Here is a 25836-nt window from a genome sequence, read left to right on the forward strand (position 1 = left end):
CGGCCAGTCGGGCGGTGGTTGTTCTTTTACAACTTCTCCATGGGCACGCCGCCGATAAGCATCATGCGGACCTTACCTGCGGATCCAAAGTCAATCATCGCAGTTGCCCGGGGCGCGGCCCCTTGGACCTCAAGCACAGTGCCTAAGCCGTACTTGTCGTGAACAACCTTGTCACCGGGCTCTAGGTGCAAGACCTGATTCTTCTTTCGGGATGGCGCACCAGAGTTAGAGGATCCACCAGAGCCGAAGCCCGAGCTGGAACCGAAGCCCGACGAGGCACCATGGCCACGACCAAACGCGCTGCCCGCGCCGTAGCCACCAGAACCAAAACCACCAGAACCGGCGCCCCAGCTGCGAGCCGGAGCCTCGCGCAGCCAATCGATCAGGTCGCTTGGGACTTCCCCCAGGAAACGTGAAGGCGGATTATTCTGCGGCGAACCCCACGAGGACCGAGTCACAGCGCGCGTGAGATACAGCTGCTTGCGAGCTCGGGTAATACCCACATAGGCCAGACGTCGCTCTTCAGCCAGCTCCTTCGGATCGCCCAGGGCGCGCAGGTGCGGGAACAGTCCGTCTTCCCAGCCAATGAGAAATACCACCGGAAACTCCAGGCCCTTGGCCGTATGTAGCGTCATCAACGTCACTACACCGGTGTCATCATCCGGAATCTGGTCCGCATCCGCCACCAGAGAAACTCGCTCGAGGAATGCCTGCAGACTTCCCGGCTCCGCTTCCCCATCGTTGTCGAAGTCGGCCGTGAAATCACGCGCGAGGTCATTCGCGATCTCCGATTCCACCGCGGACTCGCCACTAGTATCAGCACCGCTTTCAGCATCAGCTGCAGCGCCAGAGCCTTCATTTACATCAGCGCTAATATCCACCGACGACATCATCCGCGCCTCTGCAGAGAACTCCCGCGCAACGCTGACGAGCTCATTGAGGTTATCCAGGCGCGTGGCATCTTGCGGATCATTGGAGCGCTCGAGCTCCGACTTGTATCCACTGCGGTCAATAATCCCGTTGACCAAGTCACCGATATCGGCCAGTTCACCGGATGCCATATCCGCCGCCAGAGCATCAATCATCTCGACGAACGCCGCCATCGCGTTTCGACTCCGCGCCGCCACCGCCGGAACCTTGCCCTCAGCTACGGCACGTAGCGCCGTGCCAAACGAGCACCGCTCGTCTTCGGCATAGAGCGACACATGCGCCACCGCACGGTCACCGATTCCACGCCGCGGCGTATTGATAATGCGACGCAGCGAAACATCATCGTCGAAGTTCTCAATAACGCGCAGGTAGGCGACAATATCGCGTACTTCCTTACGCTCATAGAACCTGGTGCCACCAACCACCGTGTACGGCACGCCCATACGAATGAAGACATCCTCTAGAGCACGGGAGGAATTATTGGTGCGGTAGAAAATCGCCACATCCGAGTACGAGTACGGCCCGTAATCGACCAATTGCTCAATCTCGTTAGCGATAAACCGAGCCTCATCGTGCTCATTGTCCGCTACGTAGCCCTTGATCTTGCCGCCCTCACCGAGATCGGTCCACAGCTTCTTCTCCCGGCGATTCTCATTGCGCGCAATCAACGCATTGGCCGCCGACAGAATCGTCTGCGTCGAGCGATAGTTTTGCTCCAGCAGAATCGACGTGGCCTCCGGATAGTCCTTCTCAAACTCCTCAATATTGCGAATAGTCGCACCACGGAAGGCATAAATGGACTGGTCCGAATCGCCCACCACACACAGCTCACTCGGAGGCACATCTCCACCGGGCTTGCCGACGAGCGTCGAGACCAAAACATACTGCGCATGGTTGGTGTCCTGGTACTCGTCCACCAACACATGCCGGAAGCGGCGACGGTAATACTCTGCAACCTGCGGGTGACTGGTGAAGATCCGAACGACCTCACCGATTAGATCGTCAAAATCCACGGCATTAGCCGCCCGCAGCCTGGTCTGGTACTCCAGGTAAACCCGTGCAACGACGTCATCAAAAGGATTGCGCGTCGTCGAGGCATCCGCGATGGCCTTCTCCGGGTCAATCAACTCATTCTTGAGATTGGAGATACGCGACGAGAGCACGCGGCCGGTGAACTTCTTGGCATCCAGGTCCATGTCCTTAGCAATCATGGACAGCAAACGCCGGGAGTCGTCCGAATCATAAATAGAGAAATTGGAATTAAGCCCCGGTACTAGCGCATGCTGCATGCGCAGGATGCGCACACACATGGAGTGGAACGTGGACACCCACATACGCTGCGCCTGGTCACCGACCAGACCGGCCACACGCTCGCGCATCTCGGCAGCGGCCTTATTGGTAAAGGTAATAGCCAAAATTTGGCTTGGCAGCACTCCACGCGCACCGATTAGGTATGCAATCCTGCGCGTCAGCACAGACGTCTTTCCCGAACCAGCTCCAGCCACAATCAACAGTGGTGAACCAATGTGCTCCACTGCTTGGCGCTGCTGCGGATTAAGCCCCTCTAGCAGCGACTCTGAATCAAAACTGGGCTCGAAGCCGCCGCCAAAACCGCCGCCAAAGCTGGCAGCGCCACTCGGCGCGCTATTGCTACCAGCGCCGGCGAAGTGGCCGAAACCACCGCGGCCAGGCGTAGCACCGCCCGACTCACCGTGGTTCGAACCAGCATGGCTATCGCCACTGCGGCCATCGTCAGCATTGAAGGACCCGAACAGCATTCCAGTTTCATTTCCCATGATGGCTACTACAGTAGCCGAGCCCCCGGATTGGACTGTTCGAATCCTTTGGCACAATAAGAACTATGAGCGAAAACCCTGCGGACACTCCCGCCGCACACACCGATAACACCGACGGCGCTGAGCACAGCCAGCAAGCTGCGGCAGTATCCCCTTTTGAAGTCCGCACCCCCACCGGCACCGATGACCCGTTGAGCTCCGCGGAGATCGAACAGTACCGCAAGGAAATCAACCGCCTTGACGGGCTGATTATCGATGCCATTCAACGCCGCACCGCAATCAGTAAGGCCGTCGGCAAAACCCGCCTGGGATCTGGCGGCACACGTCTCGTGCACGGCCGAGAGGTGCAGATCATCAACGAGTTCCGCGACGCACTTGGCCCAGAGGGCCCGGCGATCGCGTCGGCGCTGCTGCGCATGGGACGCGGTCGCCTGGGCTAACCCTCGCCAGCTACTCGCCCGTCTAGCCTTCCAGGGAAATCAGCTTTTCCTCTAGGAACTCATCGATACCGGTGAAGCCACCCTCGCGGCCAAGGCCGGACTGCTTGACACCACCGAACGGCGCCGACGGGTCCGACAGCGATCCCTTATTGACCGCAACCATGCCGGACTCCAGCGCCTCTGCCGCACTAAGCGCCTTGGTCAGGTTCTCACTGAACACATACGCAGCCAGGCCAAAGATGGTGTCATTTGCCTGCTCAATCGCACGGTCGTCGTCTGTGAAGGTCGTCACCGCAACCACTGGACCGAAAATCTCTTCGCGGACAATATCCGCATCCTCGGGCACATCTGTCAGAACTGTGGGCTCGAAGAAGTAGCCGTCGGAAAGCGCGCCGCCGAGATCTGGAATCTTGCCGCCGCACTCGACCTTCGCACCGCGCTTGATCGCATCATCAACCAGATCACGAACCTTTTCCTGTTGATCGCGCAGCGCGAGTGGCCCAAGGTCCGTCGCAGGGTCGGTGCCCTCGCCCAACTTCAGTTCCGCAAAACGCTTGACGACGCCCTCGACGAACGCATCCTTCTTGGCTTCATGAACAATAAAGCGATTCGGGGCGATGCACACCTGGCCGCCATTGCGGAGCTTGGCGTCACTGACTGCCTGCACAGCCTTTTCGACATCGCCATCAGAGAGAATGACAAACGGAGCATTTCCGCCGAGTTCAAGGGAGACTTTCATCGAGGTCTCCGCGGCCTTCGCAGCGAGCATCTGGCCAACTTCGGTGGAACCGGTGAAGGTGAACTTGCGCAGGCGGTCATCGGAAAGCAGGGCCGAAACGTTTGCTGAGTGTCCTGTTGGCAGCACGGAGATCACGCCTGCGGGGACACCGGCCTCGATAAGCAGTTTGCCCAGGTAGAGCATGGTCAGCGGAGTTTTGGACGCGGGCTTAATAATGACCGGGCAGCCGGCGGCGAGTGCCGGGGCGATCTTGCGGGCCCCCATAGCCAGCGGGAAATTCCACGGCGTAATAGCCAAAACCGGGCCGACCGGCTGCTTAATCACCGCGACGCGCGAGGTTCCGCTCGGAGAAATCCGGTAATCGCCGGAGATACGCACGGCCTCCTCAGCGAACCAACGGAAAAACTCGCCACCGTAGCCGACCTCGGCCTTGGAATCCGGCAGCGCACGGCCCATCTCCAGGGACTGCAGCTGGGCCAACTTGTCTGCATCCCGACGGATGAGTTCAAATGCGCGGTAAAGAATCTCGCTGCGCTTGCGGGGCGGGGTTGCCTTCCACTCCTTCTGGGCGGCGACGGCGTCGTCAAGCGCCCGCTTCGCGTCCTCTTCAGTGGCAGAAGCGACCTTGACCAGCGGATTATCTGTGGCGGGATTAATTACGTCGAAGGTCTCGCCATTCGACGCAGGACGGAACTCACCGCCGAGGAGAAGACCCGTGGGGACGTCTTTGAGGATGTTGTCGTAATCGGGAGTGAAATCAGTCATATTTTCCAGGGTAGGTGCCTTTGCTGAAGCGGGCTAGGGGGGCTCGTAGGTGGCGGATGGGGCGACGCATAAGCACAGCGGACTCGAGTTGTTGGCAGATTGTGGTCACGCCTGGTCGAATCCAGCCGCCCGGCGAGAGCGCCAAAACGCAACTAGTCTGGGGATGTATAAAGTGCATTTCGTCAAAAATTACCTGGGAGCAGGAATGACTGTAGATATCACTGGAACCGAGCAGTGGGCTCAGCTGGCTAAGCGCGTGGACAACGTCCGCGGCACCTCGCTGCGTGAGCTCTTCGCAACTGAAGAAGGCCGCGCTGAGAAGCTGACTTTCGATGCTGGCACTCTCCACGTTGACCTCTCCAAGAACTTGATGTGCCTCGACGGTTTTGCCGAGCTGGTTGAGCTCGCTCGTGCAGCTGGAATCGAAGAAGCACGCGAGAAGATGTTCCGCGGTGACAAGATCAACACCACTGAAAACCGCTCCGTGCTGCACACAGCGCTGCGCCTGCCAGCAGAGGAAAATCTGACCGTCGGCGACCAGGATGTCGCTGCCGACGTGCATGAGGTGCTCGGCCGCATGCGCGATTTCGCTCGCAGCCTCCGCAGTGGAGACTGGCTGGGATACACGGGTCACACTATTAAGACTGTGGTCAACATCGGCATCGGTGGCTCCGACTTGGGCCCGGCAATGGTGACCAAGGCGCTGCGCACCTACGCCACTGCCGGCATTGATGCCCGCTTTGTCTCTAATGTTGACCCATCTGACCTGCAGGCGGTTCTGGATGAGGTCGATCCGGAGTCCACGCTGTTTATTGTCGCTTCCAAGACCTTCACCACGCAGGAGACGCTCTCCAACGCTCACGCAGCTCGCCGCTGGCTTATCCAGCAACTGGGTAGCGAAGAAGCCGTCGCCAAGCACTTCGTTGCCGTTTCCACGAATGCCGAAAAGGTCGCCGAATTCGGCATCGACACTGAGAACATGTTTGGCTTCTGGGACTGGGTCGGCGGCCGCTACTCCGTCGACTCCGCCATCGGCCTGTCCATCATGGCAGTCGTTGGCCCGATGGACTTCATGCGCTTCCTGCAGGGCTTCCGAGCAATGGATGAGCACTTCCTCAACGCTCCGCTGGAGCAGAACGTGCCGGTACTGATGGGCATGCTGAATGTCTGGTACTCAAACTTCCTCGACGCCCAGTCGCATGCCGTACTGCCCTACTCCGAGGATCTCTCTCGCTTCCCGGCGTACCTTCAGCAGCTCACCATGGAATCGAACGGTAAGTCCGTGCGTACCGACGGCAAGAGGGTGGACTACAACACCGGAGAAATCTTCTGGGGTGAGCCGGGAACGAACGGCCAGCACGCTTTCTTCCAGCTTCTTCACCAGGGAACTCGCCTGGTTCCGGCTGACTTCATCGGCTTTGCCCGCCCACGCCAGGATCTGCCGACGGCATCTGGCGAAGGTTCCATGCACGACCTGCTGATGAGTAACTTGTTCGCACAGACCAAGGTGCTGGCCTTCGGTAAGACCGCAGAAGAAATTCGCGCAGAGGGCATTGCTGAGGAGCTCGTGGAGCACAAAGTCATGCCGGGTAACCGTCCGACTACGACCATCATGGCTGAGGAACTGACCCCGGACGCTGTCGGTGCGCTGATTGCACTTTACGAGCACATTACTTTTGTCGAGGGCATTGTCTGGGGCCTGAACTCCTTCGACCAGTGGGGCGTCGAGCTGGGCAAGCAGCAGGCTGGTGACCTGTTGCCTGCAGTTACCGGTGAAGTGGCGCCTGATTCTGGCGACGCTTCTACCGATGCGCTGCTGACGTGGTACCGCGACAAGCGCTAACGTCTTCTGGCCAATTGGCCTAGATAGCTAAGAGTCCGCCTTCGGCTTGAACTGATTCTCGCTGCGGGCGGACTTTTGTTATTTATATGACCATTCGGTTGCAGTGAGGATGGGGCGCGGCATCCCGTCGTAAAGCGGGGTCGGGAAAAAGCGAATAGTATCTAAGTCATGTCTGCCTACATTGAAGATGATGTTCTTGCCTATCGACTTGCCGTGGGCGCCAGTGAAATTCTCAAGGGTGTCCGCAACGTAGGCCTGCTGCGTGGCCGCATTCTGGGAGATGCCGGCGACGCACTGGCACAGGAGTGGATTGCCCGCGTACTAGAGCAGCACCGTCCGGACGACGGACTGCTGTCGGAGGAAGCCGCGGATAACCGTGAGCGCCTGGACTCAAAGCGGGTGTGGATTATTGACCCACTCGATGGCACGCGTGAGTTCGCTTCGGGGCGCCAGGACTGGGCAGTTCATGTCGCTCTAGTAGAGGACGGTCAGCCGACCCACGCTGCTGTTGGTCTGCCGGATCACGGCCAGGTTTTCCACACGGGTGAGGCCAAAGCTGTGCAGGGGCCGCGTGCGGGCAAGATTGTCGTATCGCGTACTCGCCCACCGGCTGTGGCGAAGTACGTCGCTGACAAGCTAGGCATGGAGCTGGTGGAGATGGGCTCCGCTGGTGCGAAGGCAATGCACGTGCTGCTCGGTGACTACGACGCCTACATCCACGACGGTGGTCAGTACGAGTGGGACTCGGCAGCGCCGGTTGGTGTCGCTAAGTCCGCAGGGCTTTTTGTCAGCCGCCTAGACGGCTCCGCGCCGACCTACAATAATGTCGATACTTTCCTGCCGGATATGCTGTTCTGCCGACCGGACCTGTCGGAGGAGATTCTGGCACTGGTAAAGGAATTCAAGGATCAAGAGCAGAAGTAGGTAAGCTAGGGCGGCTATGACCGACTCCACTGACATCACGACACAGGCTCATCAGGGCATTAAGACTCCGTACGAGGATTTGCTACGCGAAATTCTCGCTGACGGAGCAGCTAAATCAGACCGCACTGGCACGGGCACTCGCTCAGTGTTCGGCCGCCAGCTGCGCTTTGATCTGAGCGAGGGCTTCCCACTGATCACCACTAAGAAGGTGCACCTGAAGTCCATCGTGTACGAGCTGTTGTGGTTCCTCCGCGGCGATTCAAACGTCCGGTGGCTCCAGGATCATGGGGTGACTATTTGGGACGAGTGGGCAGACGACAACGGCGACCTCGGTCCGGTCTATGGCGTGCAGTGGCGCTCTTGGCCCACTCCAGATGGGCACCACATCGATCAGATCGCACAAGCGCTGGAGACTCTGAAGTCCAACCCGGATAGCCGCCGCAACATCGTCAGCGCCTGGAATGTCTCCGAGATTTCCAATATGGCGCTGCCGCCGTGCCATCTGCTGTTCCAGTTCTACGTCGCAGATGGCAAGCTCAGCTGCCAGCTCTACCAGCGCAGCGCGGACATGTTCCTGGGCGTGCCGTTTAACATTGCTTCCTATGCACTGTTGACGCACATGATGGCGCAGCAGGCGGGCTTGGATGTTGGTGAGTTCATCTGGACCGGTGGTGATTGCCACATCTACGACAACCACATTGAACAGTGCGAACTGCAGGTCTCCCGTGAGCCGCGCCCCTACCCCACGCTGAAGCTTCGGAAGGCCGACAGCATTTTCGACTACGCTTACGAGGACATTGAGGTCATCGGCTACGACCCGCATCCTCTGATTCGCGGTCAGGTGGCTGTCTAAGTCAGCGAAAGGTGAGTGTCGACATGAACGAGTCCACCGCTTCCACCAGCGCAAGACCCCCGTTTGTAGGGATGATCTGGGCGCAGTCTCGAGCCGGCATTATCGGCGACGGTGCGACTATGCCCTGGCATCTGCCTGAAGATCTTCAGCATTTCAAAACAACGACGATGGGCGCACCGGTCATCATGGGGCGTCGCACGTGGGACTCGCTGAATCCCAAGTTCCGACCACTCCCCGGTCGTCGAAACATCGTCCTTTCACGCTCCGTGTCCGATTTCCCCGGCGCCGAGTCCGCAACCAGCCTCGAAGCCGCGCTCGCAGCCGTCGCCGACGAACCTGCAGCGTGGGTAATCGGAGGCGGGCGCGTCTATCGTGACGCACTTTCGCTTGCCGACGAATGCGTGGTCACCGACATTGATACTGATGTCAGCGTCCCGGTACCGGTCATGGCTCCCGACCTCTACGACTGGGTTCGCGTCGAGGATGGTCCGTGGCAGACGTCAACGACCGGCCTACGCTACCGCTTCTGCACGTGGCGGCGGCTAGAGGATTAGATTCTTTGGCAATTCGTTATCCGCGGCATACCAATGGAATATCGGCCTTGGTCCGCGCGTTGAACGAAGCATGACTGATGTGAAGACTCCACAGACCACCGAACACGTGACCATTTACGCTGCAGCCTGGTGTCCTTTCTGCCAGAACCTTATTGCTGGCCTGAAGGAAAACGGCACTCCGTTTGAGGCCTGGGATGTCGAAAAGCACGACGACCTTTCGAAGTGGGTTGAGTCCGTCAATGATGGCAACCGCGTTGTTCCGACCGTGCTGTACTCCGATGGTGTGCACGCCACGAATCCGTCGGTTGAGGAAGTCACCGCTAAGTACGCTGAGCTTTCCGGCAAGTAATTAACAAGCTAAGTATTTAAAAAGCCGAGCCCCACTTTCGGGGCTCGGCTTTTTAAGTATGAATACGACCGGTCATGCTGCCAGTCGCGATACCAGCATTAGTCCAGATCGTCGTGTGCCATCAGCTGACGAGCAGCCTCAGTAATCGAGCCAGACAGTGACGGGTAGACGGAGAAGGAGCTTGCCAGGTCATCGACGGTGAGCTGGTTGGAAACACACACCGCAATTGGCAGAATCAGCTCCGAGGCAGTCGGAGCGACCACCACACCACCGATAATCATGCCGGAGTTCTTACGGCAGAACAGCTTGACAAAACCGTGGCGCAGCGAGCGCATCTTCGCACGCGGGTTACCTGCCAGTGGGAAAACCTCAACGCGAGCGGAGACCTCACCGGACTCAATCTGAGCCTGGGAAACACCGACAGTCGCAATCTCTGGGCGGGTGAACACTGCCGACGAAACGGTGCGCAGGCGAATCGGAGATACGCCTTCACCGAGGGCGTGGTACATCGCAATACGGCCCTGCATAGCTGCAACGGAAGCCAGCGGGAACAAGTCGGTGCAGTCACCGGCAGCGTAGATACCCGGCACGTTGGTACGGGAAACACGGTCGACGTGAATATGGCCAGAAGGAGTCAGTTTTACGCCACTTGCTTCCAGGCCCATATCCGCGGTGTTCGGAATCGAACCGACGGTCATCAACGCGTGGGAACCGAAGACCTCACGGCCGTCGGAAGTGACGACGCGAACGCCGCCATCCTCCGTGCGTTCGACAAGATCACAGCGGGCGTTCTTAACAACGTCCACACCGCGCTCCAGTAGGACTTCCTCTAGGGCATCTGCAGCGTCGGCATCCTCGTGCGGCAGGATGCGATCACGCGAGGCGACCATGGTGACCTTCACACCCAGCTCGGTGAACGAGGATACGAACTCAGCACCAGTCACACCGGAACCGACCACAATGAGGTGCTCCGGCAGCTCCTCCAGTTCGTAGACCTGACGCCAGGTCAGAATACGGTCACCATCAGGAATCGCACCCGGCAGAATGCGCGGGGACGCACCGGTGCTGACCAGCACCAGGTCGGCTTCAAGAGTGACCTCGCCGCCCTCGAGCAAGTCGACGGTGACGTAGTGAGTTACACGGCCCGGGTCGTGGTCATCGAGGCGACCGCGGCCCTGCAGCATCTTGATGCCCTCACGCTCCATCTGCGCGCGAACATCGTCGGACTGCTGCTGAGCCAGGCGCTTAACGCGCTCGTTGACCGCAGTGAAGTCGATTTTGCGCTGGGAAAAGTCCGGACGCAGACCCATCTCGTCCGCACGACGCATATCGGTACGAACGCCCGTCGCCGCGATGAAGGCCTTAGAGGGAACGCAATCCCACAGGACGGAAGAACCGCCCATCCCGGCATCCTCAACCACAGTGACTTCAGCACCGTACTTGGCGCCAACCAGCGCTGCTTCGTAGCCGGCTGGGCCGCCGCCAATGATTACGATCCTCTGTGCCACAAATCCTCCAAAGTTGCCGTGGATATCACAATGTAACTACCGCGGGAGGCATTTTCCCCGCTTTGCCCCCATAGTCTAACGGACAGTCATGGTTGACTGCGCGCCGTCCTCATAGCGAGCAACAATGCCAGCGAAGAGTTTCACACCAACGCCCAGGCAACGCTCGTCCACGATTAGGTCATCTCGGTGCAAATCGTGCTTGTCGCCGCGGCCGGACCAGCAGCCCAAGCGGGCCATCGCGCCCGGGACGTGCTCGAGATACCAACCGAAGTCCTCGCCACCGGACGACTGTGGGGCCTGAATGACAGCATTCTCGTCCACTCGTCGCACTGCTTCCGCAATCAGGGCGGTGCAGTATTCGTCGTTAAGCACAGGCGGCACGCCACGCTCGTAATTGATGGTGCACTCTGCGCCGGTCGGGGCGAGGACTTGTTCAATGAGTTCGCGAACCAGTGGATCGATGTCGCGCCAGGTCTTGATGTCCGCGGTGCGCAGGGTGCCGCTGACGCTGCCTTCCGACGGAATCGCGTTGTGTGCATACCCGGAGTGAACGGAGCCGAACGTGAGCACGGTGCCAGTGCGTGGGTCGACGCGTCGTGACAGCAAGCCGGGCAAATCGACAATCAATTTGCCCAGCGCATAGACAACATCGGCTGTCATCTGCGGACGGGAAGTATGCCCGCCCGGGCCATGCACCTGAATCTCCAACGTGTCGGCCGCAGAGGTGATGGCACCTGTTCGAACGCCGACGTGACCGACGCGCAGCTTCGGCTCACAGTGGACGGCAAAAATACGCTCAACGCCATTGAGCGCACCGGCAGCGATAACCTCGGGTGCACCGCCAACCATGACCTCCTCGGCGGGTTGGAAAATGAAACGCAGCGGCGTCGGCAACGTGTGCTTCTCGTGGTACTCAGCCATAGCCAGAGCCGTCGCGAGCGTAATCGTGGTGTGAAAATCATGCCCGCAGGCGTGCATGACGCCATCGTTGGTGCTGGCAAACTCCAGCCCCGTGGTCTCTGTAATTGGAAGCGCGTCTATATCGCCGCGGAAAGCGAGACGTCCCGGGAGTTCACCTCCGGCTTCGCTACCGGCGAGTTCGTCTTCACCAATGTCGACCATCAGGCCGGTGTTGGGAAACAGCACTGGTTTCAGCCCTGCAGCACGCAGCTTCTCCTCCACAAAAGCCGTGGTGGCGTGCTCCATGTGAGATAGCTCTGGGTGCGCATGAAGATGCCGCCGCCACTCGAGAATCTCGTTCGCGTGCTCGGCCCACCAGTGCTTAATAAACTCCTCAATCACAACTCTCCAGTGTAAGCGCTCCACCGACAGGCCGTAACAAGAGGCCTACCGACGACTGCGCCAGCGACAGCAGTGGCCGGCAAGCGCTTGAATGTCAGCGCCAGACGTACGCATGACCAGGAGTCACTTCTTTAACTTTGGCCTCTTCAATTATCAGATGTTTCACATTTTGAGGAAGTCTGCGATGATAATAGGCATGTCCGGCAATGGCACACCTAAGTCTCTCAGCATCCCCATCATCATCGTGGCCACCGCACTCGTGGTCGTCATCGGCATCGCCATCGGCCTGTCGCTGAACAATAGTGATGAGCCCCAGCGTCCGGAGGTCCCCTCCTCCTCGCAGCCGACGTCGCCCAGTTCGACACCGCCGTCCTCGACGAGTTCGACTTCTACGAGCAAGTCGACCACCACGACCACAACTACGTCGAAGTCCTCCGAGACGTCGTCAAGCACGCCGAGCACTTCGACATCGTCCTCGTCGTCAAGCACGCCGAGCACCACGTCTTCGCCATCCACGACGACGAGCTCAGAGCCGACAACAGCTCCGGAGGGACAGGACTTCGGCACTGGCCGCTCCGACTTAGACGGCCTGGGCTTCGTGGGCAGCTCCGCACGCTGCGACAACGGTGACCGCGCCTTTGCTGTTATCGCCGCTGAACAGGGAATTAAGGCTGCTGCTTGTGAGACGCGCTCCGGCGAGAAGTACTACCGCTCGGATACACCACAGGGTTCCGGATCGATGGACATCATCGTCGATGAGGGCGACCGCGTTGTTGCACAAAACGGCTCGTACAAGTACCAGATGTCCCCCGACGGAGTTCTTGTGACCAAGGACAACGAGGTCGTCAAGAAGTACGCGGCAGAAGCCTGGGGAACTGCCTAAGAGATCAATTTAAAGATCAATGTTGCGGGGACCGTAGAGGCGGTCGCCCGCATCTCCCAACCCCGGCACGATGTAGGCATCCTCGTTGAGATCCGGGTCCACCACAGTGGTGACAAGACGCACCGGGAAACCGGATTCCTTCAAGGCGTCGACACCCTGCTGTGCAGAAATGATGCACACGGCCGTGATGTTGTCCGCTCCGCGATCCACCAACAGCTTCAGGGCATGCAGCAGTGAACCGCCGGTTGCCAGCATTGGGTCGACCAGGAAGACAGTGCGCCCGGACAGATCCTCCGGCAGCGCCTCGAGGTACGGCACCGGCTCATGGGTTTCCTCATTACGAGCCAAGCCAATAAAGCCCACCTGCGCATCCGGAATCATCGACAGCGACGGATCGATCATGCCAAGCCCCGCACGAATGACGGGAACAATAATCGGCGGATCCTGCAGACGGTAACCCGGCGCGGTAGTGATTGGGGTCTGAACATCGAAGTTATCGACGGGCAGCTCCCGGCTTGCCTCGTAAATCAGCATTGCGCCCAGATCGGCGAGTGCCGCACGGAAGCCCGCGTTATCAGTGCGCGCGTCGCGCAGAATGGTCAAACGTGACTGTGCCAAGGGATGGTTGACAACGGTAATCTCCATGCCTTCCAAAATACATTGCTTTGCTTTTGCTGCTCTGGTGCCGGCATCGCAAGTTTCTGAAAACGCGTTCCCCAAAAAGATGGAACCGAATCGGCCTTTTTCGCGCCTAACAATACGAGGGCTTTTTACTGCGCCCTATTTGCGCAAGCCCGCCTACTACCAAACCACTTGCCACTCAGCCGCCGTCCGAACCCCGCTAGCCGTTCTGCCACAGCACTGAGTGTTTAACTACACGCGAATTTCCTAGAGAGGCCGTCAACATTGTCCCGTCCATCACCACACAGTTCCCACAGCCAATCGTTTCTCTCTCCGGCCACTAGCGGGAATGACTCAGTCTTTACGCTGGTGCCAGAGCTTATTTCTGCCGATGCCACTCGCCTTGACGCGTTGTCGCAGCAGGTCAGCGGCGCTGACTTGGGCATCAGCGCACTGCTCTCGCTTGGCGACGTCCCGTTTGCTGGGCCCTTCTGTCACGCTGTAGCCACTGCTCTACAGCGCCAACACGAGCATGTAGCTGAGCTGAATGAGTACGGCACCAGCGCTGCTCGTGCACTGAACGCTCTTGTCTCTGCGGTGTCCACTGCTGAAGATGCCGGCGCATATGCGCTGCAGTCCATCTCACCGAAAATGGGAGCCGTTGCAACTCGCGGAATGGGCGGTGCGTGATGCTTCCCACCAATCTACTTACGGAGGTCCCCACCGCGATTGCACAACAGCTAAGTCCTGCCATCGCACCCGCACTGGCAGGACTTGCTGGGGCCGCAATACCCGCCGCGAGTACCGCCTGGCGCTCAGTGGCAGATTCCGTTGACCGCAACTGGGGCGATGGTGCTGGTTCCGGAGCAGGGGCCGCGGGAACAAGTCTCAAACGGGCTGCAAATGCGGCAGCCGACTTGGAAACTCGCGCCGGAACCATTGACAGTGACATTGCCAAGGGGCTGGCCGCAGTAATGTCAGCGGCCACTGATTTGGCCCGGATTGCCATGGATTTTGTCACTTCCGCCATGGGCTCGTTGACTGCGACGGCTGCGGGGCCCGCTGGTCTCGCCGCGACCGGCGCCAGCCTAGCCTCAGCGGCCAGTTCCGCGATCTCCCAGGCCATTGCGCGGCTCATGAAACTAGAGCAAGAACTGCGACCTCTGGTGCAGTCGCTGATACAGCAAGCGAGTACCGCGGTGGACACCCCTACCCCACCTCACTCGGCACAGTTGGAGGCCCCAGGTATCACTCAAGCCGCCCTCGCTTCTACGTCTACGAACACCCCAGGATCGGCTAGCGCTACCGACGCTGCAGATGGTTCGGAGGCGTCGTCCGATTCGGGCAGCGCGCCGGTACCTGCGGATGCTGGAGCTGGCGCGCCCACACCAGAGGCCCAAGCTGCGGTGAAGGCTGCACTCAGTGCCGTCGGAACGCCCTATGGTTGGGGCGGAAATACTCCGGGGCAGGCGCTCGATTGTTCAGGCTTAACGCACTGGGCCTACGGGCAAGCTGGTGTTGATATTCCCCGCACGGCAGAAGCACAGGCCGTCGGCAGACAGGTGAGCCAGGATGAACTGCTACCTGGCGATCTTGCAGTGTGGGACGGCCATGTCGCCATGGTTATCGGTGACGGAAAGATGGTCGAAGCGGGCGATCCGGTGCAGGTAAACCCCGTGCGTACGACCAACATCGGCATGCCGTTTAAGGGGTTCTACCGTCCGACCGGATAGTGCGGTGGGTATCTGCGTCGTAAAACTTCTAAGATAGGAATACGCAAACTTGCCACCCGTGGGGGCGCTGCAGGTATGACAATTTTTGAGTTTTAATAATCACCGACAAGCAGAAGGGCTGCGACGAAAACTATGGCCAGGAAAGGCATCGTTCCTATCGAACTCGAGCTGACCTCGGGCACCTTTTACACGTTGTGGGCTCCAAGCTGGCGTGAGGGTGGCTCCGAGTGGCAGGCTCTGCTCGGCCGCGGTGATGACATCTATTTGTTCTCATCGGCGGCAAAGCTCCTGGCTTTCCTACAGTCGGATGCTCCTCACGACTTCACGCAGCACCCCAGCTGGCGCAACTTCAACCAGCAGCTACCGGGAGCTGCCATCGCGGCGCCACGCCACCGCTATGACCTGATTGGGCTGCCAGAGATTCTGGCCGGCCGGGCCGACTACGACCATGTTTCGCGCGCAGATCGCATTCTTGCCATCACTCGCTCGATTGGTGCAATCGCGGATCTCACTCCAATCAACCAGATGTTCGCCTCTCACTCTGTCCTGGCTGCCACACAAAATGGTGCTGATCACTTCCAGGGCAGTGGCGCCGCTCAGTGGTCGGCTATCGGCAATGTCATCTTGACCAACTGGGACAATTGCATTGACGCTATCGACGCCATCGGCGCAAATACTCCGAGCATCGATGAAGAGTCTGAAACCGCTGCTGCAGCCGCATTAAAGGAAGCGGAGGCCGCGGAGCGTGAGCGTCGTGAAGCAGCGGAGAAGAAGCGCGAAGAGGAAAAGAAGTCCGCAGAGGAGACCGCCGGCGATCCGTACGACCAGACGGTGTGGGCCAACGCTGGCATCGACCCGATCAAGATCTCCATCGCTGGCCGCACGCTCTACACCTTGCGTTGTTACATGGGGCGTCGCCCGCTATTCCTGGGCAGCGCCGGTGAGATTCACACGTTCTCACAGCCCCGCACGATGGTGCGTTGGCTGCTGGAGCACAAGCATCACGACATGTCGGCGCTGACGACGTGGGATGAAATCATCACCGCGGCCAACGCAGGTGAACTGGAGGCCGTAGTGCACGAGGACAATGAGTACTCGTTTACCGGTCTGGCCGAGGACATTGAAAAGGGCCCGAACGCCGTGGACACCGCCCAGCTCGCCCGCGCGTACGAGCTACTCGCAGACGCCGCTGACTGGGCTGGAGATGATGCCGTGAACGAGGTACTGGCGGGCAACCAGCAGCTGCAGTGGCTGCTGAACTTCCTGCTGGACACCGGAGAAATGTCCGAGCCAGTTCCGCCTTACGACGATGAGGCCGAGGGCTGGAGGCAGCTGGAGAAGGACTTGGCCGCTCGGTTCACGACCAAGATCTAGCTCCTCCCAGCAAAGCTGGCCGGCGCTGGCTAGTCCAGCGTCAGGTTCAGCTCATCTTCGGCACCGAAACCCGCACCGTTGACATCAGTTTCGATGTCCTCGTCGCTGTTGTCGATAAGCTGCAGGTAAGCGGGGTAAATAATGGTGTCCATGATGTGCTCGCGGGTCGGCAGATCCACGAATGCATTGTTTAGCGCATTCGAGGTCAGTTCGAACAGCTCGCTGTAGCCGTAACCGAAGTTCTCCACCAACTCCATGCACTCCCGGGTCATGGAAGTCGCACCAATCAGACGGTTATCCGTGTTGACCGTGCAGGCGAAACTCATATCGTCGAGAAGCGAGAACGGGTGATCCGCAACGCTGTCACAGACACCAGTCTGAACGTTGGAGGTCGGGCAGATTTCCAGCGGAATCTGGCGGTCACGAATAGCGGAGGCAACCTCCTGGCATTCGATGCCCTCGAGGGAAGCACCGAAGTCCTCGTAGATGCGCACGCCGTGACCCAGGCGGCGAGCACCTTGCACGACAGCGTCCTGCAACGAATCCACACCGGCGTCTTCACCTGCGTGAATGGTGACCGGAATGAGGTTTTCCCGCAGCATGGTGAATGCTTCGGCATGGTTAGCCGGTGGGAAGCCGTTTTCCGGTCCAGCGATGTCAAAACCGACAACGTACCCGTCGGAGTTCTTCCCGTAGTTGTCGATGACCAGCTGTGCGACTTCCTTGGAATTGTCATTCTGGCGCATCGCACAGACCAGCAGACGTGCGGTGATGTGCTTTCCCTCAGCGGCGGCATGGGCTTCACCCTGCGCCAGGCCTTCGACCAGCGCGTCGATGACAGCCTGCATATCCAGGCCCTTTTCCAAATGGTTTTCCGGAGCCAGGCGCAGCTCAGCGTAGACGACGTTGTCGGCGGCCAGATCCTCGACGGCCTCACGCGCCACGCGCGTCAGCGACTCAGCGGTCTGCATGACGGCGCAGGTGTGCGCGAAGGCGGCCAGGTAGCTCGGCAACGAGCCAGAGTTGCCGGTATCAATGAACCACTTCTCCAGTTCATCCACGTCGGTGGTGGGCAACTGATCGGTGTAACCGCAGTCCGCGGCCAGGTCGATAACGGTCTGCGGGCGCAGGCCGCCATCGAGGTGATCGTGAAGCAGTACCTTGGGCAGGCTGGCGACAACCTTGCGCATCTCATCGAGATTCGATGCCGAAGACTGTGTGTCCAGAGACTGAGCATCACTGTGCAAAGAATTAGTCATAATGGCCAGACTATCGGTATTGTGCCCTCCGCTTCTACTTCACTGCCGGTGAATCGTAATTCTGCTTTGTACAAAGGCTTCCGCTCCCCCGTTTTCCCCCATCCACACACGACGAATACGTCATTTCGGGTGACGTTTTACTACCCTTATCTCATCATGTTTCCCTCTCGCCGCTTCTCATCTGCCGTTACGCTGCTAGCTACCAGCGCTCTGCTTCTGCCGAGCACCGCCCCCGCAGCCATGGCGCAGAGCACCTCGCTTACCGACGACGCCCCGATTGTCGGTCCCGCACCTGATATCCGTGACACGGAGGGCTGCCCCTACAAGACCTTTCCACCAGCACCAGTGGATTCCTCTGAGGTTCCGGCTCCCGGCGAAACATCTCCCGCTCCACTTCCGGTTCCTCAAAAGCCGGCTGGAGGTAGCAAGATGTCCGCCTGCGGCATTGTCAGCGGTGAGGGGTTTGACGTTCCGAAGGACCTCTCCGCCTCTGCATGGACGGTGTTCGATTTGAAATCCGGCGATGTCCTTGCGGCGAAGGACCCGCACGGCCGCTACCGTCCGGCATCGATTATTAAGGTGCTGCTGGCGATGGAGGCAATCGAGAATTTGAAGCTCGACACCCCAGTCAAGGCGACCTTCGAGGACGCGAACATGGAGGGCTCTCGTGTCGGCATCGTCGAGGACGTGAACTACTCGGTAGAAACGCTCCTGACTGGTCTGTTGCTTAACTCCGGCAACGACACCGGCCACGCCTTGGCTCGCGAACTTGGTGGCATGGATAAGACCACAGAGAAGGTCAATGCCCTGGCAAAGAAGTTGGGGGCGACGGATACGCGAGTGGTCAACCCGACTGGTCTCGATGCTCCGGGACAGATGACGTCGGCATACGACATGTCACTGTTCTTCCAGCACGCATTCAACAATGAGACCTATCGCAAGCTCTCGGCCACCCGCCTGGCCACCATCCCCGGAGACAAGGCTCTCGAGGTCGATGACTTCGAAATCGCCAACGACAATCAGCTGATTGCCCAGGACTACCCCGGCGCCCTTGGAGGCAAGACTGGTTTTACCGACGATGCCCGTCACACCTTCGCTGGGGTGGCTGAGCGCGATGGCCGTCGTCTCGGCGTCATCGTTCTCGACGTCACTGTGGAGGATTCACCGCGCCCCTGGGAGCAGGCGGCATCGCTTCTCGACGCCGGCTTCGCGGCACCGCAGGACAGCTCTGTCGGTGTCCTCGAAGCGGAAGCGACTGAGGATAAGTTGGTAGAAAAATTGCCCGATATCCTGGACAACGAGTCAACAGGAACCGGGCTAAAAATTACTGTCAGCGCTGCCATCGTAGGTGTCATCGCATTGATTGCGATGGTCACCTACCGCTTCGGCAGACGCGATCGCGGCTAATTATTTCGAACCGAGCAGGCGGTTCAATCCGGACGGGTTGGCCGCTTCCGCACGGACGTTAATGACAGCAGGAGCAGGTGCATCCAGCTCCTCGTCGGCAAGCGCTTCTTCGGTCGTCGCCGTCCAGGCGGTGGCGTACATAGTGATGCGCCAGATGAGGTAGAAAACGACCATCAAACCGATGACCGGACCGAAAACTGCACCGGCCGGGTTCGACAGGGCGTTGGAGAAGAAAACGCTACCGAGCTGCTTGACAACCTCAAGGCCAATCGCACCGATAATCGCACCCTTTGCCGCAGAGCGGAACGGGGCGCCCCCGCGCGGCAGGAAAGCGAGCATCCAGAAGAACAGCAGCCAGTTGGCAACGAGACCAATGGCGATGGCAATCAATCCCGCAATAATTGTGATTCCCGGGACATGAGCCAGACCAATCTTGTCCAGCAGGGACTGGGTCAGTCCGGAAGAGCCGGCTGCGGTGACAGCGAAGGTCAGCAGGATCATAACCAGCATGCCCAGCAGACGCAGCAGGTCGCGAACCTTTCCCACCACGAAGTTGCTAGCGCCCAGCGGGCGCTTCCACAGCTGTGTCACTGCGTTGGAGAGGTTGCCCATCCAACCAAGACCCGACCACAGGGTGGCAATGAAACCGACGGTGAAGACGCCACCTGCCTGATCGATCGCGCCTTCGATAATTGCGTTGATGGTGTCGCCCATCGACCCATCGATGGAGTCGGTGATAGCGGACTGGATTTGCTCAAGCAGCTGCTCATTGCCACGCAGCACAAGCGCGAGGATGGCAAATGCCGTCATGATTAGGGGGAAAATCGACAGCACGGAGAAGTACGTGACAGCGGCGGCAAAAAAGTTACCGCCCTGCTCGGAGTAGCGCTCCTGCATCCGCATAACGTGATCGAACCACGCCCACTTTTCGCGGAGGCGGTCGATTGCGCTCGGTTCATCGGCGTGTACACGCTCGATGCCATAGCGGTCCGTTCTCTTCGGATCTTTTTGAGTAGAGGTTGCCATGTCCCCTACCTTAACGTGCCAGCTTTCGGTACGGAGACTGAAGCGCAGAGTCTACAGCTGAATTAACGGTTGGCGGCCTTCAGGAACCCGACTCGCTCGTACACATCTGCAAGTGTCTTGGCGGCAACTTCACGGGCACGGTCAGCGCCTTCGGCCAGGATCCGTTCCAACTCACCACGATCGGCCATGAGCTCCTCATAGCGTGCACGCAGTGGCGTGGTGAATGCCTCCAGCGCATCTGCGGTATCAGCCTTCAGCTGGCCGTAGCCAGCGCCTTCGTAGCCGGCAACGAGCTCGTCGACAGGCTTGTCGGTCAACGCCGACTGAATGACCAGCAGGTTGGAAACGCCCGGCTTGTTCTCACGGTCGAAGCGGATCTCTCCGTCATTGTCGGTAACGGCCGAGCGAATGCGCTTGGCGGAGACCTTCGGGTCGTCCAAGAGGTTAATAATGCCCTTCGGATTTGCACCCGACTTGCTCATCTTCGAGGTCGGATCCTGCAAGTCGTAAATTTTCGCGGAGCCTTCCATGATGTGTGGATCCGGCACCACGAAGGTCTTCTTGTAGCGGGAGTTGAAGCGCTGCGCCAGGTTACGCGTCAGTTCGAGGTGCTGGCGCTGATCCTCCCCCACCGGCACCAGCTGTGGGCGGTAGAGCAAGATGTCGGCAGCCATCAACATGGGGTACGCGAACAAACCAGCGGAGGTATGTTCCGCGCCCTGACGAGAGGACTTGTCCTTGAACTGCGTCATACGGCTGGCTTCACCAAAGCCAGTCAAGCAGGTCAACACCCATCCGAGCTCCGCGTGCTCGGGCACATGCGACTGCACGAAGAGCACCGACTTCTCCGGATCAATACCGAGTGCAATCAGCTGTGCGGCACCTGCGATAGTGCGCTGACGCAGCTCCTTCGGATTCTGCTCGACAGTGATGGCGTGCAGGTCTGGAATGAAGTAGTAAGCGTCGAAGTCATCCTGCAGATTAATCCAGTTCTTCAATGCACCCAGGTAGTTGCCCAGGTGGTAGGAATCTGCGGTCGGCTGAATGCCGGACAGAACGCGCTGCTTACGAGCACTCGGTGCAGGATTAGTTGCCTCAGGACCCTTGCTTTCACTCATAGCCAATAAGTCTAGCGCGAGGCCCGCAGTTGAGAGTCGACGACGTACCCGTTTCGACAACACCACGGGCTTTTGCAGGAAACCGACTGCCAAAAGCTAGCCCCGACGCCCCTCGTCCCCCTGCTCCACAAGCATTCGATCGGATAGCAATTTGACGGTGCGCGCCGCAGCGGCTGGCGATTCCTCGGGGTACAGTGCGCGCACCAACGTGATCGCTGGGCGAATGCCGTGTTCAGAGAGAACACGGCGAACACGCTCACGCTCCCCCTGGGTCAACTCGAGCGGGGCTACGGGTGGCCTACGGGTGTAGGACACGACCATCACGGCTCCCAGCAGAACAATGAGTCCGAGGGAAATCCACAGTGGCCACGCGTAGGCAAAAGACAGCACGATAAACGCAACAATGACACCGGAAGTCACGACCACTGGGACATTGACAGCAGTGCCAGGGTCGTTCTGCAGACTCCGTGCGATGGCTTCCAAATCGGCCATCTGGTGCCGCTTGTTATCGCTCTCGCCGTTTTTCACTGGGGATGTCCTCTCCTTTCCTGGTCCGCACCGAGCTCGCTTCAAGTCCCGCGCAGATTCGCGCTTGGGTTTTACAGCGGCTGAAGTCCCATCAGTCCTTCTTCAAATCTTAGGCGCTCGCGTCCCAAGTGCCGAACTAACCCACAGGTATTATTGGACTAATTCAATTCTCTTATCCGTCAGGAGTCCCATGCTCGCTGCCATTGCGGTTGCCGTCTTCATCCTGCTGGTCCCAGGCGCAGTTCTCGGTTGGGCCAGTGGGCTACGTCCCACGCTCGCGTTGGCATCTGCCGGCCCATTAATGCTGGGTGTGACCGGTTTTTCCGCATGGTTGTCTCACGCGCTCGGGCTGGATTACACCTGGCTCTTCGTGGCCGGCATGTGGGCATGGTTCTGTGCTATTGGCTATCTGGTGCGCAGATTCGTCCCCCGAGCAACGCCCGAAGACGGCTTCGATTCCGGCGTTGTCACCGCGATGATTGTCGTCGGAGTTACGGTAGTCGGCTCGATGCGCGCCATGCTCGTGCTTAACGACGTCCCTGGCGGCCCCGGCGCTATCCGCGAAGCCTGGGACATGCTCTGGCATACCAACTTCCTCCGGTTCATTGACGAGCATGCAATAGCCTCGCCCACCGCGGCCGGTGACCTGATGAATCAGGAGACCGGGGCCGAAATGTTCTACCCCACCGGCTGGCATGCCATGGCGGGGCTGCTGCCCGGCTCGGTCTTCCTCGATTCCAACGTGTTTGCGTTCTTGGCCCCGGCGCTGCTTGTTCCCGCAGCAACTGCGGTGCTAGCCCGCACCGCAGTTGGTCCTAAGTGGGCGGCCTATGCCGGTCCCGCAGCTGCCGTCGCGACGCTGATGCTTCCGGAGATTTGGGTGGCCCTTTGGCGCACCTCCTCCATGCCGTATCTGCTCGCGGTGGCCGCTTTGCCGATTGCTGCGGCTTTGACCATGCGGGGCTATATTGTCCCCGCTGCGCTTGCCCTGGTCGGCACGTTTATCACCCACCCGGCCGGCGCAATTGCTGCCGTGCTCTTTGTTGGCTTGTGGTTGATTACCCAACCGAGCGTCAGTGGCCTAGTTCGCACGCTAATTATCGGCGCGCTCGCCCTGGTGATGACTCTCCCGGCAGCTTTGTCCGCGAGGGGGCAAGGCGAATCCGTTGCGGGCTTTACCGGCCAAATTGAGATTTCCCGCTCCGAATCACTGTGGCGAACTCTGATTGGGTTTTCCCGCTATGCTGACGAGCCCATCTTTTCCCGGACTGTTCTGGTTCTTGTGCTCATCGGCCTGGTGGTGGCGCTTGTCTCTCGCCTGCCAGACAGCCCATGGGCTCCGTGGCCGGCACTGGTTTTCGGGCTGCTCTTTGTGGTGTCCGATAGTGCGCAGTCCCGTTGGTCAGAGCCGTTCGGCACCTATCTGAAGTTTATTGGCACTTTCTTCTACGACATGCCGTACCGCATGCAGGCGGTTATGGGAATTCTGCGCGCAGTGCTGGTCGGCTACGCAGTCGCGGCTGCCGTTGTCGGGATTGTGGCTGCGGCGCAGTGGATCGTCGCAAAGCGAGATCAGCCGACCAAGTCGTGGAATCCTGCGCTGGCGATGGGGCTCGTAGCGGCACTGGCGATTGTGCCTGCGACCTGGGCGAGTGGGCCTGCTCAGCGCGAGGCAATTCGCCAGAGTTTCGGAAGCACGTTTGTGACCGCTGCGGACATGGAAGCTATTGATTGGCTGTCCGCACAGCCGCATGCGTTTGAGGGGCATATTCTCAATGACCGTCGTGACGGTTCTGCGTGGATGTATGCCATCGCCGGACTGCCGACCCTGTTCCGCCATTTCTCCTTCTCCGACAAAACTGCCGAGGCGAGCAACAAGCTGCCGATAAACGTTGACCTGCTGGGCTCACATCCAGAGTTCGATGCCATGGCGAAGAAATTGGGAGTGCACTACATCATTAGTTCCCCGCCGGGTGTGAACACGGATGGCACGGAGGCGCTGTCGATGCGTTCCTGGGCATGGCACGCGCCGGGGCTCACGCCTGTGTATCACAACAGCTCGGTGATGATTTTCGCGGTCAACAAGATGTTTTCACCGGAAGAGTTGCACGCTGTTGTCAACAGTTCCCCACACCGCCCGGCGCGCCCCAATCCGCTGTGGATGCCTCCGCGCCAGCCAATCGTCCCCTCCCCCGACGAGGCTGTCGATCCGCTCGCCGGCGCGCGCATCACCGTCGACTCTCACCGCGAGGCCATCGAGGCTATCAACGCCTACCTGCCTCGCGCGCTGCGTTTGAGTGGGGATACTTCCGCTCACATCGACAGCATCGTGCAACGCGCCAGCGACAAGCTCCGTCAGCGCGGCGCAATCGTTGGCGCGCATTCGCTTGCCGACGACACGGCGAGCGCAGCCACCGTAATCGTCGGTCGCTCATCAGAGGGCCAAACTCTTTCTGGGGATAACATCGGCGATCGTGGCTTTTCGGTATCCGCTGTGGTGAAGTCTCTCGAACCTGAGGACGATGCTCCTGCCGATTGGCAGTTGGCGGCGGGTGTGCGCGACGGAATGGTGTACCGAGGTTTCAATCCGCACAGCAGTTACAGCACAAACGGGGTGCCAACCGAGTTTCGCACCGGCCTGGCGCCGGCAGTGGCGGTGAACCAGAGTTCGCGGCCACATGCGCCGACAATTGCGCTATCGCTGGGAGCGGTGGGCGCTGAAAAACTCACCCGCGATTTGGCCGACCCCGCTATGCAGGACAAATGGGCCGACGCCATCGTTGACGGCATCGCCTCCATGTTGCGGCAGAACCGGCATCTCGTAACTGCTCCCGAGCCTGAGATAATCCCAGAGTTCGCTGACGTCGGAGCACACTAGTCCGCTCGGGGTTAGGCGTATGCCGGGTTTAGGCGTACTCCACGATCACCGGCGCGTGGTCCGTCCAGCGAAGGTCGTAGGCGGCAGGCTTATCCACTACCGAGCTGACGGCACGCTTGAGCATTGGTTCGGTTACCGCCTGGTAGTCGATCCGCCAGCCGGCATCGGTATCGAACGCCTTACCGCGGTAGGTCCACCAGGACCAGGGACCGTCGGCCTCTGGGTGCAGACGGCGAGTGACATCAAACCACACCGGATCTGCATTGAGCTTCGGGGCCTCCCACACAGAACCATCGGAGAAGGCACCGGATTCCAGCTCCTTGTCGCTGGCCTGTACCTGCGAATCCTGGGGAACCTCATCGGGCCAGCAGCCGAAGACCGAGTCCATCCAGGCACGCTCCTGCGGTAGGAAACCGCTCTTGCGGCGGTTGGTCTTCCAGTTCTTCAAATCCTGTTCGCGGTGGCAGATGTTCCAGTCGCCGCCGATGACTGCGTGGTGACCGTCGCGCCCCTTGGCACCCAGTTCGGCCAGGTAGTCGGAGAAGGCATCGAGGAAGCGGTACTTCTCATCCTGCTTCTCGCTCAGGGCGGCACCAGAGGGCAGGTAGAGGCTGGCAATCTGGACATCCACATCCAGGCCGGTGTCCGCTGCCGGGGCAACACCACTGATAAACCGACCGGATTCTTCGAACTCCTCGGAGCCGATGCCCACCTGGACGTCGTTAAGCGGAAAGCGCGAGAGAATGCCCACGCCGGCGCGCCCCTTGGCACCCAGGTTTTCAGCACCGACCCAATGCCATCCGGCATCGAAAGCGGGCGCGAGGGCCTTGCGTGCCTGGTCGTCGGTGGCGCGGACTTCCTGCAGCAAAACGACATCGGAACTGGTGTGCTTCAGCCACTCCAGCAATCCCAGATTGGTTTCGCTGCGCTCCTTGACGGCGGCGCGGATGCCGTTGACATTGATTGTCGCGATTGTAAGGCTCATGCCCTCATACGTTACCTATGC

General features: G+C 59.6%; 22 protein-coding genes. 12 read left to right on the plus strand and 10 right to left on the minus strand.

The genetic code is table 11. The annotated features are described in order from the left end of the window. Window positions 1-26: 26 nt before the first annotated feature. Window positions 27-2726 (minus strand): UvrD-helicase domain-containing protein, encoded by a 2700-nt coding sequence (locus tag HMPREF2547_RS00735; protein WP_070604426.1) that lies wholly within the window; start codon window positions 2724-2726, stop codon window positions 27-29. 65 nt (window positions 2727-2791) lie between these two features. Between HMPREF2547_RS00735 and HMPREF2547_RS00740 the strand changes: the two genes are divergently transcribed. After that, window positions 2792-3166: a chorismate mutase gene (locus HMPREF2547_RS00740; RefSeq protein ID WP_005509925.1), complete on the plus strand. Its 375-nt coding sequence runs from the start codon at window positions 2792-2794 to the stop codon at window positions 3164-3166. 22 nt (window positions 3167-3188) lie between these two features. On the opposite strand, the gene HMPREF2547_RS00745 is transcribed toward HMPREF2547_RS00740, so the two are convergent. Next, the gene (locus HMPREF2547_RS00745; protein ID WP_070604429.1) at window positions 3189-4670 is read right to left on the minus strand and encodes an NAD-dependent succinate-semialdehyde dehydrogenase; all 1482 of its coding nucleotides are present in this window, start codon (window positions 4668-4670) and stop codon (window positions 3189-3191) included. 205 nt (window positions 4671-4875) lie between these two features. Between HMPREF2547_RS00745 and pgi the strand changes: the two genes are divergently transcribed. The 5 genes from pgi (at window position 4876) to HMPREF2547_RS00770 (ending at window position 9193) form a co-directional block, all read left to right on the plus strand. Beyond that, window positions 4876-6513, plus strand: a complete 1638-nt coding sequence (pgi, locus tag HMPREF2547_RS00750; RefSeq protein WP_070604431.1) for a glucose-6-phosphate isomerase — start codon at window positions 4876-4878, stop codon at window positions 6511-6513. Between the two features lie 168 nt (window positions 6514-6681). Continuing rightward, on the plus strand, window positions 6682-7437 hold the full coding sequence (locus HMPREF2547_RS00755) for a 3'(2'),5'-bisphosphate nucleotidase CysQ (RefSeq protein WP_049190299.1): 756 nt from the start codon (window positions 6682-6684) through the stop codon (window positions 7435-7437). Window positions 7438-7453: 16 nt separating this feature from the next. Beyond that, window positions 7454-8290, plus strand: a complete 837-nt coding sequence (locus tag HMPREF2547_RS00760; RefSeq protein WP_049190301.1) for a thymidylate synthase — start codon at window positions 7454-7456, stop codon at window positions 8288-8290. Between the two features lie 23 nt (window positions 8291-8313). Further along, entirely contained in the window at window positions 8314-8844 is a 531-nt protein-coding gene (locus tag HMPREF2547_RS00765; protein ID WP_049190304.1) for a dihydrofolate reductase, read from the plus strand. Window positions 8845-8914: 70 nt separating this feature from the next. Continuing rightward, window positions 8915-9193, plus strand: a complete 279-nt coding sequence (locus HMPREF2547_RS00770; RefSeq protein ID WP_070603498.1) for a mycoredoxin — start codon at window positions 8915-8917, stop codon at window positions 9191-9193. A gap of 98 nt (window positions 9194-9291) precedes the next feature. Here HMPREF2547_RS00770 and HMPREF2547_RS00775 read toward each other — a convergent pair whose 3' ends face one another. Beyond that, the gene (locus HMPREF2547_RS00775) at window positions 9292-10701 is read right to left on the minus strand and encodes an NAD(P)H-quinone dehydrogenase (protein ID WP_016422155.1); all 1410 of its coding nucleotides are present in this window, start codon (window positions 10699-10701) and stop codon (window positions 9292-9294) included. A 75-nt stretch (window positions 10702-10776) separates the two neighbouring features. Next, window positions 10777-12003, minus strand: a complete 1227-nt coding sequence (locus HMPREF2547_RS00780) for a M20 family metallopeptidase (RefSeq protein ID WP_049171968.1) — start codon at window positions 12001-12003, stop codon at window positions 10777-10779. Between the two features lie 196 nt (window positions 12004-12199). On the opposite strand from HMPREF2547_RS00780, the gene HMPREF2547_RS10685 reads away from it, so the two are divergent. Continuing rightward, on the plus strand, window positions 12200-12886 hold the full coding sequence (locus HMPREF2547_RS10685; protein ID WP_141744319.1) for a hypothetical protein: 687 nt from the start codon (window positions 12200-12202) through the stop codon (window positions 12884-12886). A gap of 9 nt (window positions 12887-12895) precedes the next feature. Here the strand turns inward: HMPREF2547_RS10685 and upp are convergent, their stop codons facing one another. Then, window positions 12896-13531: a uracil phosphoribosyltransferase gene (gene upp, locus HMPREF2547_RS00795; protein ID WP_016422152.1), complete on the minus strand. Its 636-nt coding sequence runs from the start codon at window positions 13529-13531 to the stop codon at window positions 12896-12898. 345 nt (window positions 13532-13876) lie between these two features. Here upp and HMPREF2547_RS00800 point away from each other — a divergent pair, with 345 nt between their 5' ends. The 3 genes from HMPREF2547_RS00800 to HMPREF2547_RS00810 all read left to right on the plus strand — a co-directional run bounded on the left by HMPREF2547_RS00800 (window position 13877) and on the right by HMPREF2547_RS00810 (window position 16614). Next, window positions 13877-14197 carry a hypothetical protein gene (locus HMPREF2547_RS00800; RefSeq protein ID WP_070439064.1) on the plus strand — a complete coding sequence of 107 codons (321 nt, stop codon included), beginning with the start codon at window positions 13877-13879 and terminating at the stop codon, window positions 14195-14197. Further along, window positions 14197-15240: a C40 family peptidase gene (locus HMPREF2547_RS00805; protein WP_070429887.1), complete on the plus strand. Its 1044-nt coding sequence runs from the start codon at window positions 14197-14199 to the stop codon at window positions 15238-15240. The genes HMPREF2547_RS00800 and HMPREF2547_RS00805 overlap by 1 nt, the downstream gene beginning before the upstream one ends. Before the next feature lie 132 nt (window positions 15241-15372). Further along, window positions 15373-16614, plus strand: a complete 1242-nt coding sequence (locus HMPREF2547_RS00810) for a hypothetical protein (RefSeq protein WP_016422149.1) — start codon at window positions 15373-15375, stop codon at window positions 16612-16614. 29 nt (window positions 16615-16643) lie between these two features. Here the strand turns inward: HMPREF2547_RS00810 and HMPREF2547_RS00815 are convergent, their stop codons facing one another. Next, window positions 16644-17873, minus strand: a complete 1230-nt coding sequence (locus tag HMPREF2547_RS00815; RefSeq protein WP_070604435.1) for an adenosine deaminase — start codon at window positions 17871-17873, stop codon at window positions 16644-16646. A 156-nt stretch (window positions 17874-18029) separates the two neighbouring features. Between HMPREF2547_RS00815 and HMPREF2547_RS00820 the strand changes: the two genes are divergently transcribed. Further along, on the plus strand, window positions 18030-19280 hold the full coding sequence (locus tag HMPREF2547_RS00820) for a D-alanyl-D-alanine carboxypeptidase family protein (protein ID WP_193394157.1): 1251 nt from the start codon (window positions 18030-18032) through the stop codon (window positions 19278-19280). Here the strand turns inward: HMPREF2547_RS00820 and HMPREF2547_RS00825 are convergent, their stop codons facing one another. The 3 genes from HMPREF2547_RS00825 to HMPREF2547_RS00835 form a co-directional block, all read right to left on the minus strand. Further along, window positions 19281-20306, minus strand: coding sequence for a YhjD/YihY/BrkB family envelope integrity protein (locus HMPREF2547_RS00825; RefSeq protein ID WP_016422146.1), 1026 nt, complete (start codon window positions 20304-20306; stop codon window positions 19281-19283). 62 nt (window positions 20307-20368) lie between these two features. After that, complete coding sequence (gene trpS / locus HMPREF2547_RS00830; RefSeq protein WP_049171954.1) at window positions 20369-21424, minus strand: tryptophan--tRNA ligase; 1056 nt, start codon at window positions 21422-21424, stop codon at window positions 20369-20371. Between the two features lie 96 nt (window positions 21425-21520). Then, window positions 21521-21952 (minus strand): hypothetical protein, encoded by a 432-nt coding sequence (locus tag HMPREF2547_RS00835; protein ID WP_016422144.1) that lies wholly within the window; start codon window positions 21950-21952, stop codon window positions 21521-21523. 190 nt (window positions 21953-22142) lie between these two features. Here HMPREF2547_RS00835 and HMPREF2547_RS00840 point away from each other — a divergent pair, with 190 nt between their 5' ends. Next, window positions 22143-24830, plus strand: coding sequence for a DUF6541 family protein (locus HMPREF2547_RS00840; protein WP_070604438.1), 2688 nt, complete (start codon window positions 22143-22145; stop codon window positions 24828-24830). Window positions 24831-24858: 28 nt separating this feature from the next. On the opposite strand, the gene HMPREF2547_RS00845 is transcribed toward HMPREF2547_RS00840, so the two are convergent. Then, complete coding sequence (locus HMPREF2547_RS00845; RefSeq protein WP_016422142.1) at window positions 24859-25815, minus strand: exodeoxyribonuclease III; 957 nt, start codon at window positions 25813-25815, stop codon at window positions 24859-24861. Window positions 25816-25836: the final 21 nt, after the last annotated feature.

The organism is Corynebacterium sp. HMSC055G02 (assembly GCF_001809065.1).
GTDB lineage: Bacteria > Actinomycetota > Actinomycetes > Mycobacteriales > Mycobacteriaceae > Corynebacterium > Corynebacterium jeikeium_D.

Excerpts from the sequence above, each read along its gene's own strand:
- HMPREF2547_RS00760 (WP_049190301.1), top strand. The coding sequence starts at position 7,454 with ATGACCGACTCCACTGACATCACGACACAGGCTCATCAGGGCATTAAG.
- HMPREF2547_RS10685 (WP_141744319.1), top strand. The coding sequence starts at position 12,200 with ATGTCCGGCAATGGCACACCTAAGTCTCTCAGCATCCCCATCATCATC.
- HMPREF2547_RS00740 (WP_005509925.1), top strand. The coding sequence starts at position 2,792 with ATGAGCGAAAACCCTGCGGACACTCCCGCCGCACACACCGATAACACC.
- HMPREF2547_RS00765 (WP_049190304.1), top strand. The coding sequence starts at position 8,314 with ATGAACGAGTCCACCGCTTCCACCAGCGCAAGACCCCCGTTTGTAGGG.
- HMPREF2547_RS00770 (WP_070603498.1), top strand. The coding sequence starts at position 8,915 with ATGACTGATGTGAAGACTCCACAGACCACCGAACACGTGACCATTTAC.
- HMPREF2547_RS00745 (WP_070604429.1), bottom strand. The coding sequence starts at position 4,670 with ATGACTGATTTCACTCCCGATTACGACAACATCCTCAAAGACGTCCCC.
- HMPREF2547_RS00845 (WP_016422142.1), bottom strand. The coding sequence starts at position 25,815 with ATGAGCCTTACAATCGCGACAATCAATGTCAACGGCATCCGCGCCGCC.
- HMPREF2547_RS00805 (WP_070429887.1), top strand. The coding sequence starts at position 14,197 with ATGCTTCCCACCAATCTACTTACGGAGGTCCCCACCGCGATTGCACAA.
- HMPREF2547_RS00825 (WP_016422146.1), bottom strand. The coding sequence starts at position 20,306 with ATGGCAACCTCTACTCAAAAAGATCCGAAGAGAACGGACCGCTATGGC.
- HMPREF2547_RS00755 (WP_049190299.1), top strand. The coding sequence starts at position 6,682 with ATGTCTGCCTACATTGAAGATGATGTTCTTGCCTATCGACTTGCCGTG.
- pgi (WP_070604431.1), top strand. The coding sequence starts at position 4,876 with ATGACTGTAGATATCACTGGAACCGAGCAGTGGGCTCAGCTGGCTAAG.
- HMPREF2547_RS00735 (WP_070604426.1), bottom strand. The coding sequence starts at position 2,726 with ATGGGAAATGAAACTGGAATGCTGTTCGGGTCCTTCAATGCTGACGAT.
- HMPREF2547_RS00820 (WP_193394157.1), top strand. The coding sequence starts at position 18,030 with ATGTTTCCCTCTCGCCGCTTCTCATCTGCCGTTACGCTGCTAGCTACC.
- HMPREF2547_RS00840 (WP_070604438.1), top strand. The coding sequence starts at position 22,143 with ATGCTCGCTGCCATTGCGGTTGCCGTCTTCATCCTGCTGGTCCCAGGC.
- HMPREF2547_RS00810 (WP_016422149.1), top strand. The coding sequence starts at position 15,373 with ATGGCCAGGAAAGGCATCGTTCCTATCGAACTCGAGCTGACCTCGGGC.
- HMPREF2547_RS00815 (WP_070604435.1), bottom strand. The coding sequence starts at position 17,873 with ATGACTAATTCTTTGCACAGTGATGCTCAGTCTCTGGACACACAGTCT.
- upp (WP_016422152.1), bottom strand. The coding sequence starts at position 13,531 with ATGGAGATTACCGTTGTCAACCATCCCTTGGCACAGTCACGTTTGACC.
- trpS (WP_049171954.1), bottom strand. The coding sequence starts at position 21,424 with ATGAGTGAAAGCAAGGGTCCTGAGGCAACTAATCCTGCACCGAGTGCT.